16 protein-coding genes are annotated in these 15,914 nt (G+C 43.9%); 13 read left to right on the top strand and 3 right to left on the bottom strand.

Features of this window, described 5'->3' with window-relative positions:
* Nucleotides 1-23 precede the first annotated feature (23 nt).
* Nucleotides 24-314, bottom strand: coding sequence for an ArsR/SmtB family transcription factor (locus FKV70_RS12885; protein ID WP_064797919.1), 291 nt, complete (start codon nucleotides 312-314; stop codon nucleotides 24-26).
* 281 nt (nucleotides 315-595) lie between these two features.
* Here FKV70_RS12885 and FKV70_RS12890 point away from each other — a divergent pair, with 281 nt between their 5' ends.
* From FKV70_RS12890 to FKV70_RS12930, 9 genes are all read left to right on the top strand, one after another.
* The gene (locus FKV70_RS12890; RefSeq protein ID WP_142613068.1) at nucleotides 596-1,531 is read left to right on the top strand and encodes an ArsR family transcriptional regulator; all 936 of its coding nucleotides are present in this window, start codon (nucleotides 596-598) and stop codon (nucleotides 1,529-1,531) included.
* Between the two features lie 126 nt (nucleotides 1,532-1,657).
* Nucleotides 1,658-2,572: a class I SAM-dependent methyltransferase gene (locus FKV70_RS12895; protein WP_142613069.1), complete on the top strand. Its 915-nt coding sequence runs from the start codon at nucleotides 1,658-1,660 to the stop codon at nucleotides 2,570-2,572.
* A gap of 221 nt (nucleotides 2,573-2,793) precedes the next feature.
* Nucleotides 2,794-4,515, top strand: a complete 1,722-nt coding sequence (locus FKV70_RS12900) for an ABC transporter substrate-binding protein (RefSeq protein ID WP_142613070.1) — start codon at nucleotides 2,794-2,796, stop codon at nucleotides 4,513-4,515.
* 106 nt (nucleotides 4,516-4,621) lie between these two features.
* Nucleotides 4,622-5,575, top strand: coding sequence for an ABC transporter permease (locus FKV70_RS12905; RefSeq protein WP_063212408.1), 954 nt, complete (start codon nucleotides 4,622-4,624; stop codon nucleotides 5,573-5,575).
* Nucleotides 5,576-5,590: 15 nt separating this feature from the next.
* A complete protein-coding gene (gene opp4C / locus FKV70_RS12910) occupies nucleotides 5,591-6,517 on the top strand; it encodes an oligopeptide ABC transporter permease (RefSeq protein WP_063212407.1) in 927 nt (308 codons plus the stop codon).
* Nucleotides 6,518-6,530: 13 nt separating this feature from the next.
* Entirely contained in the window at nucleotides 6,531-7,514 is a 984-nt protein-coding gene (locus tag FKV70_RS12915; RefSeq protein ID WP_063212406.1) for an ABC transporter ATP-binding protein, read from the top strand.
* Complete coding sequence (locus tag FKV70_RS12920; RefSeq protein ID WP_142613071.1) at nucleotides 7,507-8,475, top strand: ABC transporter ATP-binding protein; 969 nt, start codon at nucleotides 7,507-7,509, stop codon at nucleotides 8,473-8,475. The genes FKV70_RS12915 and FKV70_RS12920 overlap by 8 nt, the downstream gene beginning before the upstream one ends.
* Nucleotides 8,476-8,708: 233 nt before the next feature.
* Entirely contained in the window at nucleotides 8,709-9,146 is a 438-nt protein-coding gene (locus FKV70_RS12925; protein WP_142613072.1) for a hypothetical protein, read from the top strand.
* On the top strand, nucleotides 9,113-10,519 hold the full coding sequence (locus FKV70_RS12930; protein WP_244310721.1) for a 4Fe-4S binding protein: 1,407 nt from the start codon (nucleotides 9,113-9,115) through the stop codon (nucleotides 10,517-10,519). Before FKV70_RS12925 ends, FKV70_RS12930 begins: the two co-directional genes overlap by 34 nt.
* 82 nt (nucleotides 10,520-10,601) lie before the next feature.
* Here the strand turns inward: FKV70_RS12930 and FKV70_RS12935 are convergent, their stop codons facing one another.
* Nucleotides 10,602-11,075, bottom strand: a complete 474-nt coding sequence (locus FKV70_RS12935; RefSeq protein ID WP_244310722.1) for a hypothetical protein — start codon at nucleotides 11,073-11,075, stop codon at nucleotides 10,602-10,604.
* A gap of 114 nt (nucleotides 11,076-11,189) precedes the next feature.
* On the opposite strand from FKV70_RS12935, the gene FKV70_RS12940 reads away from it, so the two are divergent.
* Complete coding sequence (locus FKV70_RS12940; RefSeq protein WP_142613073.1) at nucleotides 11,190-12,560, top strand: HAMP domain-containing sensor histidine kinase; 1,371 nt, start codon at nucleotides 11,190-11,192, stop codon at nucleotides 12,558-12,560.
* Between the two features lie 101 nt (nucleotides 12,561-12,661).
* Here FKV70_RS12940 and FKV70_RS12945 read toward each other — a convergent pair whose 3' ends face one another.
* Nucleotides 12,662-14,242, bottom strand: coding sequence for a multicopper oxidase family protein (locus FKV70_RS12945; RefSeq protein ID WP_142613074.1), 1,581 nt, complete (start codon nucleotides 14,240-14,242; stop codon nucleotides 12,662-12,664).
* Between the two features lie 155 nt (nucleotides 14,243-14,397).
* Here FKV70_RS12945 and FKV70_RS12950 point away from each other — a divergent pair, with 155 nt between their 5' ends.
* The 3 genes from FKV70_RS12950 to FKV70_RS12960 all read left to right on the top strand — a co-directional run bounded on the left by FKV70_RS12950 (nucleotide 14,398) and on the right by FKV70_RS12960 (nucleotide 15,763).
* Entirely contained in the window at nucleotides 14,398-14,598 is a 201-nt protein-coding gene (locus FKV70_RS12950; RefSeq protein ID WP_142613075.1) for a DUF2933 domain-containing protein, read from the top strand.
* A gap of 48 nt (nucleotides 14,599-14,646) precedes the next feature.
* A complete protein-coding gene (locus FKV70_RS12955) occupies nucleotides 14,647-14,985 on the top strand; it encodes a hypothetical protein (protein ID WP_142613076.1) in 339 nt (112 codons plus the stop codon).
* A 76-nt stretch (nucleotides 14,986-15,061) separates the two neighbouring features.
* Entirely contained in the window at nucleotides 15,062-15,763 is a 702-nt protein-coding gene (locus FKV70_RS12960) for a response regulator transcription factor (RefSeq protein ID WP_142613077.1), read from the top strand.
* The last annotated feature ends 151 nt before the right edge of the window (nucleotides 15,764-15,914 follow it).

The raw sequence follows: 15,914 nt of genomic DNA on the forward strand, positions 1-15,914 counted from the left end.
ATGAATAAAAAAAGAATTTCTTTCTACAACGTATCCAGAAATCCAGGTAAGTAAGTTTGAAATGTCTCCAAATCGATGCTCATATACTTCGTTTGAGCTTCTTTTCGTACCCTGATCAATTTCGCCTCCTTTAAAGCACGCAAGTGATACGAAGTATTCGATTTCGTAGTATCGCGAATGTGTCCTACTTCTCCACAATTCATTTCCTTCTTGCTGGCGTATAGAGCTCGTATGATGTCCAATCTTGTTTCATCGGCTAACGCCTTAAATATTTTGACTCTGAGCTCGTCATTTATTATTTTTTGAGTAGTCATAAAACCATTGTACTAAGATATCGCTACAAATCAAGCCTTTAGAAAAATACCACCATATTTTCCGATTTTCAAGGCAAATGTTTTGATTTTGTCTTCACCATAAAATCCGAATACCCTTTTTTTATTTTATAGCTAAACAGTTTGACTCGGATGAGATTCGGCTTTGGCTTGACATCAGTATTGTGCGTTCATTTTCGCATGAATGAATCACTAAGAATGAACGGATGTACGATAGTATGTATAATGGACATCAGATATGAAGGAAAAGAGGACAGAAAGCGATGAGCCACGACGTGAATGCTCCTTATGATGTACATGTAGCATATGGACCGGTGTTTGAACTGCTCAGCAGCTTACACACTTTTATTTGCCGCAAGGCTTACAAAAAAACTGATTTATCATCCGGGTGGGCGGACCAAGTGCGTGGAACACTGTCTCCGAGTCTGTCTGCGTTAGTGGAGTCCATGGAAATCAATGCAGACTGGAAGGTTATTTATGGACTTGTCTGTATGCTTTCTGATAAAGGGGGCGTTGAAGAGGTTGTAGACCGCTTGGAAAGCCAGACTTTGCAGGAATTAAAACAACAGGTATCAGCCTATGGGATTCCGCTGCCTGACGACATGGAGAACCTCCGTAAACTTGCTTTGCGATTGCTATCCGGCTGGAACGAAGAGTATTTTCGTCACGTGGATACAAGGATTCTCAGCGGCCTGAAACTGGAAGCTGAACGCAGAAAACGGGAAAAGAACGTATATAGCTCTATGGAGTGGGTGGATCGTACAACTAATGGCTTCCGATTTGAGCCTTCCGCTGGACTGACGCAGGTGTTGCTGGTACCGCAATATCATTTTCAGCCGATAAATATTATTTATCGATTTGGGTCACTTCTGTTATGCCATTATTCCGCAGGAGTATATGTTCAGGAGGACGATTTTTTATCACCCCAAGAATACCGAATGATTCGAAGTTTGGGGGAGAAGAGCAGGCTCAAAATATTAAAATATTTGTACCACAGCCAGTCTCCGCGAACCTTTATTGAGATTGTCCGCCATCTCAAGCTATCTAAGGGAATCACGCATGATCATATATTTAAGCTCCGTGCCGCTGGCTTCATTCATGCACATTTTGACGGCGAAACATTGCTTGGCTATAGTGCACGGCTTGCGGCTGTGGACGAGATGCGTGGGAGTATCCTTGGCTATATGGAGCGAAGGTAGGTATAAGATTGAGCCTTGACAAAATTATTTATTTGTGCTATAATTTACATTTATTTAAGTTGATATTATAATAAGATTCTCCTGGCCAGGGGAATCTTATTTTTGTTTTTATAGGAGGATAAATGTATGAAGCCAGATGAGTCCAGTTTAACTTCCTTAGTAGCAGCTTTTGGCCGAGCATATCATAGTCAACATGACACACCCAAAATTTTTGATGATTTTATGGCTAAAGAGTTAATTTCCCAAAAAGAATTTTCAGATATTAGAAAGAATATGATTGAAGGGATAACGTTTTTCAATGCAGAGATTGCGCAAAGGTTCAGAGATGATCCAGATGAAATTTTAAAATGGATTACGCAAGTTCAACTTTCTCCAACACCCCTAGCACGTGCTGCGTATTGTGAAAAAGTATTGCTTCATGAAGTTAGATTAGGATTACAGCAGTATGTCATACTTGGAGCCGGGTTAGATACTTTTTGTTTTCGACATCCAGAATTGAAAAACAGCCTAGAAATATTTGAAATAGATCATCCAGCAACACAGGAATCTAAGAAGAGAAGGTTAGCTCATGCAAATTTAAAAATACCGAGCCATCTTCATCTGGTTTCTATGGACTTTGCCCATCCGTTTTCGTATTCCAATCTATTGGATGAAGGGTTTGCCAACAAAAAAACATTCTTTAGCCTTCTGGGTGTTTCTTATTATTTAACTAAAGAGGAAATTTCAACATTAATAAATCATTTGTTTACCAAGGTCCCATCGGGGAGTTCGATCGTGTTTGATTATGCAGATGAAAACCTTTTTAGAGAGAAAGGCATGTTTAATAGAGTTGAAAATATGGTAAAAATGGCTTCAGTAAGTGGAGAACCCATGAAATCATGTTTTGATTATGATGAAATCGAGGAAATGTTAGAAGCTTCAGATTTACTAATTTATGAACATCTATCCCCGGATACAATAAATAGTCTTTTCTTTGATGAGAGAGCAGATTATTTGTCTGCGTTCGAAACGATTCATTATATTCATGCTGTAAAAAAATAGTATAGCAAATGAGTAAGAGACAGCCACTTAATCTACTACTAGGGATTAAGTGGTTTTATTTATATTTGTACAAAAATTCGGGTAGTTGTTGATAAGCAGAGCTTTTACATAAAAAAGTGCAGTTCTCCCTTTACAGAACCCTAATAAATTCCTATAATGAGGTTTATCTTCTTAATCACAACTTGTTCTATCGGAATTTAATTATTTAATTCGGGGGGATTATGTTGAAAAAGAGTATTATTTTACTTAGCAGCCTACTTCTGGCGAGTTCTACCTTGCTAGCGGCTTGCTCCACTGGATCGGATAGTACGAACAATTCTGCTGCTCAAAGCAATGAAGACACGCAGACGGCCACTACAGCGCAGCCATTAACAAGTCTGGTAAAGGCTTCTGATATGTCCAAATTGCCGGAAGTATCCAAAAAAAGAAACGACACCATTATTGTTGGTCTGACTGACCCGGCCGGGGTATTCACCCCGTATTTTAACCAAAGCGGCTATGACGGAAACGTCATTTCTCAGTTATGGACTCCGCTGGTTACGGTAGACGAGAAAGGGCTTCCGCTGCCCAATCTGGCGAAGAGCTGGGATATATCCAAGGATAATCTGACGTATACGTTTCAACTGGTTCCCGGTACCCAATTCAGCGATGGCTCACCTTTGACAGCAGAGGATGTCGCTTTTACCTGGACGTTAATCTATGACAAAGCCTATCCTGGCGACAGCCAAATTCGGAAGCTGAACATTAAAGGAGGCAAAGCTTATACGGAAGGCAAGGCAAAGCAAATTGATGGAATTAAGGTAATTGATCCACAGACGATTTCTGTGACATTGGAAAAGCCAAATGCGCTGGCTCTGACCATTCTCGGTGAATATGTGCTGTCCAAAGCTTACTACGGCAAGGATTATAAGTTCGGACAGCTGGATTATTTTAAAAATCTGCATGGTAGCCCATTGGGGAATGGGGCATATAAGCTGGAAAAATTCATTCCGGGGCAAGAAGTTCGTCTGGAGGCGAATGATCACTTTTTTAAAGGCAAGCCGAAAACGAAACACTTCATTTATAAAACGGCGGAAGGCGATGCATGGCAGTTCATCGAAACAGGTGATACCGATTTTGCTTCCTTTACCGCAACGCAGGAAAATATCGATAAGCTGAAAGGGCTTGGCTTTTTGAATATTCTGCCATATACCCCGAGCACCTACGGATATTTGCAAGTCAATCTGGAAAATGAAAAGCTGAAGGATAAAAAGGTACGTCAAGCATTGACCTATGGATTGGATCGCAAAAGCATTTATGTTGACGCAGCTCAGGGAGCAGGGGCGGTCGCCAACATTCCGGCTTCTCCTATATTCTGGTCATACACGACCGATGGGATCAATCCATACAACTACGACCCGGAGCAAGCGAAAAAGCTGCTGGATGAAGCAGGCTGGGTAGAAGGCAGTGAAGGCATCCGTGAGAAAAACGGCCAGAAATTGACCATTCACTTGCTGACCTCCAAGCGCCCAGAAACAGATACCTTTATTGCGCTTGCGGCTGAGAACTATAAAGCGATTGGCGTTGACCTGCAACCGGAAATCTTTGCGGACTTTAATGCAATGGTCGCTAAAGTAGAAGGAAAAGATTACGACCTCGCCGCCTTCTCGACCGCCATGCTTACAGACCCATCGGATGGGATTGAGCCATTTGTCAATGGTGAAATCAAGGGATATAACAATCCGAAGCTCAAAGAGCTCTATGAAAAAGGTTTGGCTACGACGAATATGGAAGAACGCAAGAAAATATATAAGGAATTATATGTACTGCTAAATGATGAACTACCCGTTATTTTCACCAACTACAAGAAGACTGTATATGCTTACAATGGTCGAATGGAACATGTAAAGGTCAGCCCATTCATTGGCTTGTCTGGTAATCTGTTTGAATGGTCCCTTAAATAAGTTACCTTTGCGGGCCCCTTGTGAAGAACGTCAGGTTCGGATCAAGGGGTCTGCCAAATGGAGGACGCGTCATGAGTGCCTGACCATAAATTGAAAGGAGTCTGTCATGAGCTCGTTTTTAACGAAAAGACTGTCTTATATGATTATTATTTTGCTGGCCGCTTCGATGATGATTTTTTTCCTGTATGCCATGACACCGGGAGATTTCATTAGCGGTAATCTGAAACTATCGCCAGAGAGAAAGGCAGAGCTGAGGGGAATTTACGGGTTGAATAAGCCTATTCTTGAACGCTACGGAAACTGGCTAGGCAATGCGCTACATGGTAATTTCGGCTACTCGCTCGCCCAACAGAAACCGGTGCTGACCTTATTTAATGAATATATCTGGAACTCGTTTTTGTTGGCTATTGTGTCCACCTTTCTGACCTGGCTGATTGCAGTCATTATTGGTGTGGTTGCTGCATATAAGCAGTATTCGTGGTTCGATACGCTGGTCATGGTGGTGATTTTTGCCGCGATGTCTGTGCCGTCTTTTTTTATCGGGCTGTACCTGATCAAGATTGCGGCGGTCGATCTGAAGTGGCTGCCACCGGGCGGGATGCTCAATACGGGCAGTAACGCTACAGGCATGGAGTATGTGAAGGAGGTTTTCCAGCACATGACCTTGCCGGTGATCGTAATGACACTGCTAGGATTGGGTTCGCTGACCCGCTACTTCCGCAGCAATATGATCGATGTGATCCAGCAGGATTATATCCGCACAGCCCGTGCAAAGGGCTTAAAGGAAAGAAAGGTGCTTTTTACACATGCATTGAGAAATGCGCTATTGCCTGCCATTACGCTTGTTGGCTTTGAATTGCCTGCGCTGTTTGGCGGATCTCTGATTATTGAAAAGATTTTTAACTGGCCCGGGATCGGTCAGTTGTACATGCAGTCCTTTTCGCTTCGGGATTATCCGCTGCTTATGGGCTTCACGATGCTGATTGCCATATTGAGCGTGATCGGGACGCTGTTATCCGATATTTTATATCGCATTGCTGACCCGCGTGTGAAAGTGTAAGAAGGGGGCTAAGGGATGTCATCCGTGAGCAGTAATTTGAGCAAGAGCAACGGCAGACTGCGGATAAGTACCAAATCTTCAATGTGGCAGCAAGCGCTCCGGCAGCTGTTCAGAAACAAGCTTGCTATGACTGGACTGCTTGTTGTGGTATTTATGTTTTTGCTCTGTTTTATCGGTCCGTTATTTTCTCCTTATTCCGATAACAAAACAAACATATTATTAATGAACAAGGCGCCGAATATCCATCACTGGCTAGGAACAGACAAGCTGGGACGGGATGTGCTGACACGTGTGATGCAGGCTGGTCAAATATCTCTTACGGTGGGTTTGGCTTCTATGGTGTTGTCTGTCGTTTTAGGAGCGACGCTGGGAGTTATATCCGCCTATTTTCGCGGAATTATGGATCAAATCATTATGCGCATTGCCGATTTGTTGCTGACGATACCCAGTTTGCCGTTGCTATTTATTATGGGGGCGCTGCTATCTGACTGGAAGGTTCCGCCTGATCAACGGATGTATATCGTCATGTTGATGCTGAGTCTGGTCAACTGGCCGGGGATTGCACGGATGGTGAGAGGTCAGATGCTTAGTTTGCGGGAACGGGAATTTATGCAAGCTGCGACGGTGTTGGGACTATCGAATCGCCGAAAGCTCTTTAAGCACCTGCTGCCGAATATTTTGCCGTTGCTGATCGTTATCGCTACATTGAATATTGGCGGAGCTATCTTGAGTGAATCTGTACTTAGCTTTTTTGGTCTTGGCGTGCTGCCCACGACACCGACTTGGGGCAATATGATTGATGCCGCCAACAATGTATTGGATTTTCAGCAACGGCCTTGGTTGTGGATACCGCCAGGTCTGTCTATTTTTGCTACAGTCATCGCTATTAATATTTTGGGTGACGGGCTGCGGGATGTACTCGACCCGAAACATAAGAGGTAGGTGATCATACACCATGGATAATTTACTTTCTATTGAACATTTAAGTACTCATTTTTATACAGAAGAAGGAACGGTCAAAGCGGTGGATGATATCAGCTTTCGTGTGAAGCCAGGGGAGACGGTATGCATTGTCGGTGAATCGGGCTGTGGCAAAAGTATTACCGCCATGTCGATCATGGGGCTGATTCAGAGTCCCGGTGGTAAAGTGGCAGGTGGAAGTATTCGTTTTGAGGAAACCGATCTGCTGGAGCTAACTAGAAACGAGATGCGCACCATTCGCGGGCATGAAATCTCCATGATTTTTCAGGAGCCGATGTCTTCATTAAATCCGGTTATGACCATTGGAGAACAACTGTCGGAGCCGCTAATGGAGCACTTAAAGATGAGCCGAAAGGAAGCCCGTAAGCGGGCGCTGGAGTTGATCGAGCAGGTCGGTATATCCCGACCGGAGCAGATTTTAAAAAGCTATCCGCATGAGCTGAGCGGGGGGATGCTGCAGCGCATTATGATTGCCATTGCCGTTTCTTGCAGTCCCAAGCTGCTTATTGCGGATGAGCCGACCACGGCGCTGGATGTAACGATCCAGGCACAGATTCTTGACATGTTGCGTGAACTTAAAGCCCAATCCAATATGTCGCTCATGCTCATCACACATGATTTAGGCGTGGTCGCAGAGATGGCTGATTACGTCATTGTGATGTATGCGGGCAAGATCGTTGAGGAAGGCGAAGTGGTGCAGCTATTCAATCACCCCAAACATCCCTATACACAGGGTTTGCTCAAGTCCAAACCGGTGCTTAATCAGCGCCAAAAGGAGCTGTATTCCATCCCTGGGCAGGTGCCTAATCCGCTAGAGCTGACGACGTCCTGTTATTTTCATGACCGCTGTGGGCATTGCATGGACATTTGTCGTATACAGGAGCCTACATTAAAAGAAGTTGCAGCTCAGCAGAAAGCATCCTGCTGGTTGTATGAGGAGGCGGTTGTTCATGGCTGAGCCGTTGCTGGAAATAGACCGTTTAAAAACGTACTTCCCGGTGAAGTCCGGTTTTATGAATCGTACTACAGGACACGTGCGCGCAGTAGACGATATTAGCTTTACGATCCGTCAGGGTGAAACCTTCGGCCTGGTGGGAGAATCGGGGAGCGGTAAAAGCACGGTGGGCCGCACGATTGTTAGATTGACGGATAAAACGGAGGGTACCGTAAAATACAAAGGGGTGGATTTACACAGCTTGTCAGCCAAAGGGATGCAGGAACTTCGTCCCAAAATTCAGCTGATCTTTCAAGATCCGTACAGCTCGCTTAATCCGCGTGTGCGGATTGGAGATGCCATTGGAGAGGCGCTGCTCGACCACGGTATAGCTATCAAAGAGGAGGTCCGGCAAATCGTGCTGGATGTGCTCAAGCTGTGCGGATTGTCGGAATATCATATCGACCGTTTCCCCCATGAATTTTCAGGAGGCCAACGTCAGCGGATCGGCATTGCCCGCGCGCTAGCGCTTCAACCGGATCTGATCATCGCCGATGAGCCGGTGTCAGCGCTGGATGTGTCCATACAGGCGCAGGTTATTAACCTCTTTGCCAAATTGCAGGCCGAGCGAGGTCTGACATATTTGTTCATCTCCCACGATTTGAGTGTAGTGGAGCATTTATGTTCCCGTATTGGTGTCATGTACCTAGGCTCTATGGTCGAAACAGCTTCGCGTGACGAACTATTTGGGAATCCGTTGCATCCGTATACGAAGGCATTGCTGTCGGCTGTGCCTATTCCGGTGCCGAAGCTGAAAAGGGAACGCATTTTGCTAAAGGGGGATATTCCGAGTCCGGTGAATCCGCCTTCGGGCTGCAAGTTTCATACTCGCTGCCCTTTTGCAATCGAGCGCTGTTCCCAAGAGATCCCGCTTTATCGTGAAGCTCGTCCAGATCACTGGGTGGCTTGCCATTTGGCTGAATGAACAGAGTTATGTCAGCCAGTTTTGCAGCCGTTGACACGGCAGACCGTTTAGGACAATGAAACGGTTCTGCTAGATCAACGGCTTTTTGATGTGCTAGAGAAATTTGAATATATCTTGAAACATCATCCTTTTTTGGGTTTTAATGTAATTCGCGCAATTTCTACATAGTTTCTACACACTTTCTTTTTACAATAACTCAGATTAAAGCACTCATATAAGGAAGGAAGAGATGAATGAAAAGATGTGGAATCATCGTTGTGCTTATTGGACTCCTTTCGTTTGTCAGCACAGCGTTGGCAGATGAGGTTACAAAACACGATGAGCATGGACGAGCAGGGCACGAGACGGTACAAGAGCTACAGAACCCGGCAAAAGAAGAAATGACTTCTGATATGCAGATGGATGGGACTAATTCCCACAGTATGACTATGGAGGAACACCAAAACATGAACATGGATATGGACATGGGCACCAGTAAAGATTCAGTTGGCCCTAATACATCTGCGGAAAGTGGTGGACACGGCGGGCATGGCGGACACGGTGAGGAAATAGTAGTAGAAACACCTCCAAATATTCCGGTGTTAAGCACATTTGCAGGCATTATGTTGGCATCTATCCTCTATGGAGCCTGTCGTAAATGGTTACTGAAGAAGGGGCGTGCTCAAGCATGATCAACCCGGCCAATAAAACGCAGCAGGTGAGCATCCCGCCTGAAAAAAAGAAATATAATTTGTTGGATATTCCGTTTGTAAAAGCCTTTATTAAGAGCCGATGGTATCCCGGAATATTCCAGTGGGCGGCTATGATCGTATTTTCTGTTATTGTATATGAACTGGTTGCCGGAACGGTCAATCCCAGTCGAAATTTTGGAACTTCATTGACGTGGGTGCTGTGGTGGCCAGCCATTCCTATTATTTTTCTGGTATTGGGTCGTTTCTGGTGCGCAGTCTGTCCTTTTGGTAAAATCAGTGACATTGTTCGCAAGCTGGTCGGGAGCGAAAGGCCGATGCCGAAGTTTTTAAAGAAATATGGAATATGGATGATTGATATTTTTTTCATCATGATTACATGGTCCGATCACATTTGGGGGATCATTGAATCGCCGCGCGGTTCCGGATATCTGCTTCTTGTTCTGACGACGATGGTTGTCGGTACTTCCGTATTTTTCGAAAGAAGAACCTTTTGTAAAACACTTTGCTTTCTCGGAGGATTAGCGGGCAACTATTCCCGTTCAGGTATTCTGGAGCTTCGGGGAACACCTGACGTTTGCAAAACCTGCAAGACACAATCCTGTTTTAAAGGTGACGGCAAGACAGAAGGATGTCCCATGTTTCAATTTGTCCGTACAATGGATGACAGTGCGGATTGCAACCTTTGCGGAAACTGCGTGAAGTCATGCCCCAACAATTCCATCCGTATTACCCCGAGAACGCCGACTGCAGAGCTGTGGGGAATCAAAAAACCAAAAGCCGAACATGCATTTTTGGCAGCGGTTATTATGGGAATCGTTTTTGTACAAAATCTTACGATGTTAGGAATTTGGCAAGATATTTTAGAAGTCATTAGCAAGATCACGCAAACTACCTACTACCCGGTGAATTTTACGGTTGCTTTTGTGGTTTCCATGATGATTCCAATCGCCATGCTGTGGGGGACAGCGAAATTAACTGCCAGCAAAGGAACATCTGAGAAAGTAAAAGAGAATTTCGTGCGTTTTGGTTACGCCGTTATTCCGCTTGACTTGGCTGGTCACTTGGCGCATAATCTTTTCCACATGTTCACGGAAGGAAAAGCCATTTGGTTCAATACGGGTAATTTGTTTGGCTATACATTAACCGGAGACCTGGCATTGGCTTCTGTGGGTACTGTACAGTTTATGCAGTATCTTGTTATTCTGTTGGGTCTTGTCGGTTCAACCTATACCGTGTATCGCATAGGGAATAGGGCTTCCTGGAAAAAGTTGCTGCCTTATTATGCGCTAATGATTTTGCTCGCAGTAATCAATATATATCTGTTCTCTTTACCGATGGACCACCGGGTATAGCTCCTGATAACACAACAGCCAGCCTTCCTCGTACTACGGGTCGGCTGGCTGCTTTGTTTGCCAAAGCATAATTGCTCTGGAGTTACAGCTCTTGACGAAACATTTCATCCAATGCTGGCTGGACACCTGTTGGATCTTGGAGCGATAATGTCGCTGCAACGGATTGAAAAAGAGAATCTGGCAGGATGTTTCTTGCACTGTTCAAGTTAGGGTAAACGATCAAGTCTATCCTTTTAATCATGGCCTGTTCCTGAATAATCTGACCGTCTTTAAATTGAACCTGGTTATTAACTGATTTTTGTACCAGGATGTTTGTTTTGGGTGTCATAAAGATTTCGAAAAGAATAGAGGGGTAGACAACTCCGTTAAAATTCGGATTGATCACATAATCGTAAGGATCGTTCTTCGCTTCGTAGTTTGCGAGGCGTTTGACAAACAATTTCTTTACCTCTTGGTTATTAGGAAATTCAAAAACGATTTCTGTGTAGCCATGCGAATCCAGCACCGATCTGTTAACATTGCCTTGTAAGGCCTGATTCATTATTTCTTGGGTCACACTTTTACCTCCCTAAAACAGTATGTTGAAGCTTGTTATTAAAGTAACGAAAAATTATAGAGAATTCATGTGTTTTTTGTGGTCAATTTGTGAATGCAGGATAAGGAGGATCGCATGAAATGGAATAAGGTTTATTTAAAACTCAGTCTCACCATGTTTAGTTTGTTTCTTGTGATTTTGGTCTTGCTTAGTGTGGTTATCAACCAGCTATTCAGCAACTTTTATACGAAAAAAGCACATGAGGAAGCAAATGAGCTGGCTTTGCACTTATCCGTTATGCTTCGTGATCGAATCTATGCTGTGGAAACGATGGCCGAGTTCTCCGAAGCTAACATTTATCTAGTGAATGGGCAGGGTCAATTTCTTGACATGTCTTCTACAAAGCAGAAAAAGATTCAGGAATGGCCGAATGTGTGGGAAAATACACGATTGCTTCAGGGGAAGCAAATTGAAAAAGAGTTTACTGCAGGTGATCAGTTGTATTTATTGCATGGTATCCCGGTTAACCGTTCGGAAAATCCTGCTATCAAGGGGATTTATGTCGTGAGTTCATTAGAACATATGATAGAATCGATCCGTTCTGTTCGTTACCTTATTGGCTTTGCAGGTTTTGGTACACTGCTGCTGGCGCTCGGCTGTATTTTTATCCTTGCCAAAAAGCTGTCTGCTCCCTTAGTAGAGATGGAAGCGGCTACTCGTAACATAGCAAAAGGAGAATTGGAAGTACGTCTTCCCGTCCGTTCCCATGACGAAGTAGGCTCATTGTCAGGCGCGATTAATGACTTGGCTATGGAACTCAAACGATATCGTGACTCGCGCTCAGAATTTTTTGCGAATGTCTCTCACGAGCTTCGAACTCCTGTCACTTATATCAAGGGGTATGCGAATGTCCTGGCCAGTGGACTCGTGGATCATGAAGAAGAAAAACAACAATATTTACACATTATAGCTGATGAAGCTCATCGATTAACGGTGATCATTAACGATTTGTTTGAGCTTGCCAAAATGGAGGAAGGGAAAATTACATTCCATTTGGAATCCGTTGATGTAAGGCGAGCTATTGAAAAGTCGGTAGATAAGGTAAGAATAAAAGCGGAGCAAAAGGGACTACAATTGGTATCCGCTCTGGAAATGATACCACGATGTCTTGTCGACCCTGTCCGCTTGGAACAGGTGCTTTTAAACTTGCTTGATAATGCCATACGTTATACCAGAGAGGGGACGATCAAACTTACTTTACAGCAAGAGAATGGATTCGGGGTTATTATGATCTCCGATTCAGGGTCAGGAATTCCTCCAGATGAGCTTCCTTACATTTTTGAACGGTTCTACAGGGTGGAAAAGTCCCGTTCGCGGGAGCTTGGAGGTACGGGACTTGGCCTTGCCATTGTCCAAAAATTAGTGCAGTTGCAAGGAGGGACGATTGAGGTAGAGAGTGCAATGGGACAAGGGACCGTCTTTCGTTTGTCCTTTCCTTTGGCATAAACAGGAATGATATAGAAAAAAGCTGCTTGAATGTAAAGCCAGATTTCCTGGATAAGGAAGTCTGGCTTTTGTACTGGGCAAAAATTTGCTTTATTCAGGAACTATTCAGGAGTGTTGTTCAAGTTCGGATCAGGTTGGAACGTTTTTTGAAAATCATTATATTTCAGGTCCGTTACCATACCAGCAGAGGCATGATGTAAGTCGTGACAGTGAAACATCCAATCACCGGGATTATTGGCTGTAAACGCTACGATATATTCTTCTCCAGGTTTAACATTTAAAGTGTCCTTATATACGGGGGAACCTTTAAGCGGAATTCCGTTTTTGCTTAGGATTTGAAACGTGTGACCGTGCAGATGCATAGGATGGTCATCGTTGGCAGATGTATTTACAAAACGGACTTTCACCTTATCTCCAGTTTGTACAGAAAGCGGCTCCGTGTCAGGATACACCTTGTTATTGATCGTATATTCCTGTTTTCCCTGCTGTTCACGGGTTCCCAGATTCATGGTGTAGCTTACATCATACACATCATTCAACGAAAACCGTCCTGCTTGCGATTTTCCGTAGCTTGTCAGATCTACTGCAGGCAGTTTCGTTAATGAATCGGGTTGATCATTTGTTCCCTGCTCATTGGTGTATTGAATACGCTGCTTCATGTTCGAAATCCTTGGGCTGGAACCGTGCTCCTCCAGGTACCACGTTCCCGTGTTATCGGCCTGAAATTCAATATCCACCCGTTCACCGGGGGCAATCGAAAGAAGCTTGTCCTTTACCCACTTCGGATCAGAGACAGGATTGCCATCGGTAGCAATGATACGGTAACGATGTCCATGCAAATGAAGCGAATGACTCAAATATCCGGCGTTAATCAAGCGCAGACGAACGGTGTCTCCTTGGGTGACTTGCAGCGGCTGCAAGCTATTATAAGTTTGGCCGTTTATCGTATAGAGATCATACATGCTCATATCATGTCCCGGCTGAGTAGAGGTAGGTTGTTCATTTTGGCCGCTTGAGTCGGTTTTGGTTGAGGAATGATCCATGCCGTGCATGCTCATGTCCATATTTTTCATGCCTTCATGATCACCCTCCGAGCTTGAACTCATCCATTCATCCAACATTAACGTATAATCCCGATCCGCTTTCACCAGTTCATCTTCCACAACAAAGGAACCATAAAGTCCCTTATCGACCTGATTGACGCTGTCCTGATGGGAATGATACCAGTACGTGCCGGGAACCGTTGCTTTAAAGGTATAAGTAAAGCTCTTGCCTGGAGCAATCGCATTCTGCGTGATCCCCGGAACACCATCCATTTTAAAAGGTACAGGATATCCATGGATATGCAAGGAGATGGGCACTGTTAACTGATTTTTCACGGTAATGTTTACGGTTTTTCCTTTTTTAATTCGGATTTGGGGGCCTGGCACTGAGTTATTGAACGTCCAAACCGGAAGGGACGTTCCTTTTTCTACTTCCAGGTTACTGGCCTCAGCCGTTAAGGTTGCCTGTTCACCATTTAATTCAGTGGGCTTAACCGTTTGTTTTAATGATACTGCTGTGGACGCGGTTTCTTTAGATACTGATGTAGATTTAGCGTCTTTAACTGTTGAACAACCAGCCAAGATGCTACTGAGCACAAATATACCCAGGATTGTCTTTCCAAGTAAAGCTTTATTCATGACGTATTTCCTCCTTCTATTATTAATAAGACGCATTATAGGTCACAATCTTGTGGAAAGTATGAAGTTGCCACAAATTTTAATTATAAGAATTTCCTCATAAAAACCACACAATTAAGGGCTATACTCAAGACGCCCAGAGAGGAGGGATTAGCATGGATTGGAGTTGGCTGCTTATGCTTGCATGCCCTATCATGATGATTTTTATGATGTTTGGCATGAAAGGACATCATGGTCATGGTAAAAGAAAGGAAGAACAAGATGCGGTAAGCCGATCAGAGTATGAGGCTCTTGTTAAGGAAAACCAGGCAATACAGAAGCAATTAAATCAGATACATGAGAAGGTTCATAGATGATAGCTTTTAGATAAATGAAAAAATGAGACGAAACGGAGCGAATAACTGATGAAAAAGAAATACTGGTTGCTTGCGGCAATGATCGTATTGCCAATAATTGGATTTAATCTGGTGAGTCAATGGAACATCAGTCAAGCTAAAGGTAGTGAACAGTCGCTTAAGTCTGATCAAGCAGCCCACCATGGGCATATGTCAAACGTTACGATGAGTATGATGAATGAAAATGGAGGTATGCACGCATCTATGAGTAAAGATATGGACATGGAGGGGATGATGGATCATCAGAAGAATATGCAAAAAATGATGGTAGGTAAGGAAGGCTCGGAAATGTTGAAGCAGTGTCAAGTAGCTTTAAAGTCATCTAAAAATGCAAAATCAGGAATATAACCTCAAATGGATACTTGTTCTCATGTTTGTTATGCTGATGTAGGGACAACGACTTCATTAAGGTAGGGGAATAGGCGTGAGTCAGTTAAGAGTGCTTGTGATCGATGACGAATGGAATATGCGAAATCTTCTTCGCATTTATTTAAGTAACGAAGGGTTTCACGTAACCGAATCATCTAACGGAAGTGAAGGTTTGAAGGCTTTTAGGAGCCAAACGCATGACGTTGTATTATTAGACGTTATGATGCCGGATATGGACGGATGGCAGGTTTGCAAGAAAATGCGAGAAATTGCGCCTGTTCCAATACTCATGTTAACCGCTCGAGGTGAGGTTAAGGACAAGGTACTGGGACTTGGCATAGGGGCGGATGATTATGTCGTGAAGCCTGTCGACCCGGAAGAACTTATTGCCCGAATTTATGCATTGTTGCGACGCTCTAGCCATCAAGCCCATGCTGTGGTCAGGGAGCAGAAGCTTACGTTCCCGGATTTAACCATCTATCCGGAACGGCGGCAGGTAGTGGTGCTGAACGAAAATATCGACTTAACACAAAAGGAGTATGATATTTTAGAATTATTAGTCCAGCATCCACAACGAACGTTCGAACGGGACGCTATCGTTGAACGCTTATGGGGAAACGATTTTTTGGGAGAAAATCGAGTGATTGATACTCATATCAAAAACATTCGAGAAAAATTGCAGTTTGCTGAACTGTCTTATAACCCTATAAAAACGGTTTGGGGAATAGGCTACAAATGGGATGATTCGTCTTATTAGCTCGCTTTAAAACATAGAGGTGAATGATGAATAAATCGGATTGGACAATTGCTGTCTCCATAATCTTCGTCGGCTTGTCTTGCATGATCATGTCAGCAACCGCGTATGCACCAAATCCGATGTTATCCTACTTTGGAATCATACTGAAATT

The sequence above is a fragment of the Paenibacillus ottowii genome (genome assembly GCF_006874425.1).
GTDB classification, from domain to species: Bacteria; Bacillota; Bacilli; order Paenibacillales; family Paenibacillaceae; genus Paenibacillus; species Paenibacillus ottowii.

Bases quoted from the DNA above. Each gene is read 5' to 3' on its own strand.
- FKV70_RS12920 (WP_142613071.1), top strand. From the start codon at position 7,507: ATGGCTGAGCCGTTGCTGGAAATAGACCGTTTAAAAACGTACTTCCCG.
- opp4C (WP_063212407.1), top strand. From the start codon at position 5,591: ATGTCATCCGTGAGCAGTAATTTGAGCAAGAGCAACGGCAGACTGCGG.
- FKV70_RS12955 (WP_142613076.1), top strand. From the start codon at position 14,647: ATGAAAAAGAAATACTGGTTGCTTGCGGCAATGATCGTATTGCCAATA.
- FKV70_RS12900 (WP_142613070.1), top strand. From the start codon at position 2,794: ATGTTGAAAAAGAGTATTATTTTACTTAGCAGCCTACTTCTGGCGAGT.
- FKV70_RS12890 (WP_142613068.1), top strand. From the start codon at position 596: ATGAGCCACGACGTGAATGCTCCTTATGATGTACATGTAGCATATGGA.
- FKV70_RS12950 (WP_142613075.1), top strand. From the start codon at position 14,398: ATGGATTGGAGTTGGCTGCTTATGCTTGCATGCCCTATCATGATGATT.
- FKV70_RS12895 (WP_142613069.1), top strand. From the start codon at position 1,658: ATGAAGCCAGATGAGTCCAGTTTAACTTCCTTAGTAGCAGCTTTTGGC.
- FKV70_RS12915 (WP_063212406.1), top strand. From the start codon at position 6,531: ATGGATAATTTACTTTCTATTGAACATTTAAGTACTCATTTTTATACA.
- FKV70_RS12885 (WP_064797919.1), bottom strand. From the start codon at position 314: ATGACTACTCAAAAAATAATAAATGACGAGCTCAGAGTCAAAATATTT.
- FKV70_RS12925 (WP_142613072.1), top strand. From the start codon at position 8,709: ATGAAAAGATGTGGAATCATCGTTGTGCTTATTGGACTCCTTTCGTTT.
- FKV70_RS12940 (WP_142613073.1), top strand. From the start codon at position 11,190: ATGAAATGGAATAAGGTTTATTTAAAACTCAGTCTCACCATGTTTAGT.
- FKV70_RS12905 (WP_063212408.1), top strand. From the start codon at position 4,622: ATGAGCTCGTTTTTAACGAAAAGACTGTCTTATATGATTATTATTTTG.
- FKV70_RS12945 (WP_142613074.1), bottom strand. From the start codon at position 14,242: ATGAATAAAGCTTTACTTGGAAAGACAATCCTGGGTATATTTGTGCTC.
- FKV70_RS12930 (WP_244310721.1), top strand. From the start codon at position 9,113: ATGGTTACTGAAGAAGGGGCGTGCTCAAGCATGATCAACCCGGCCAAT.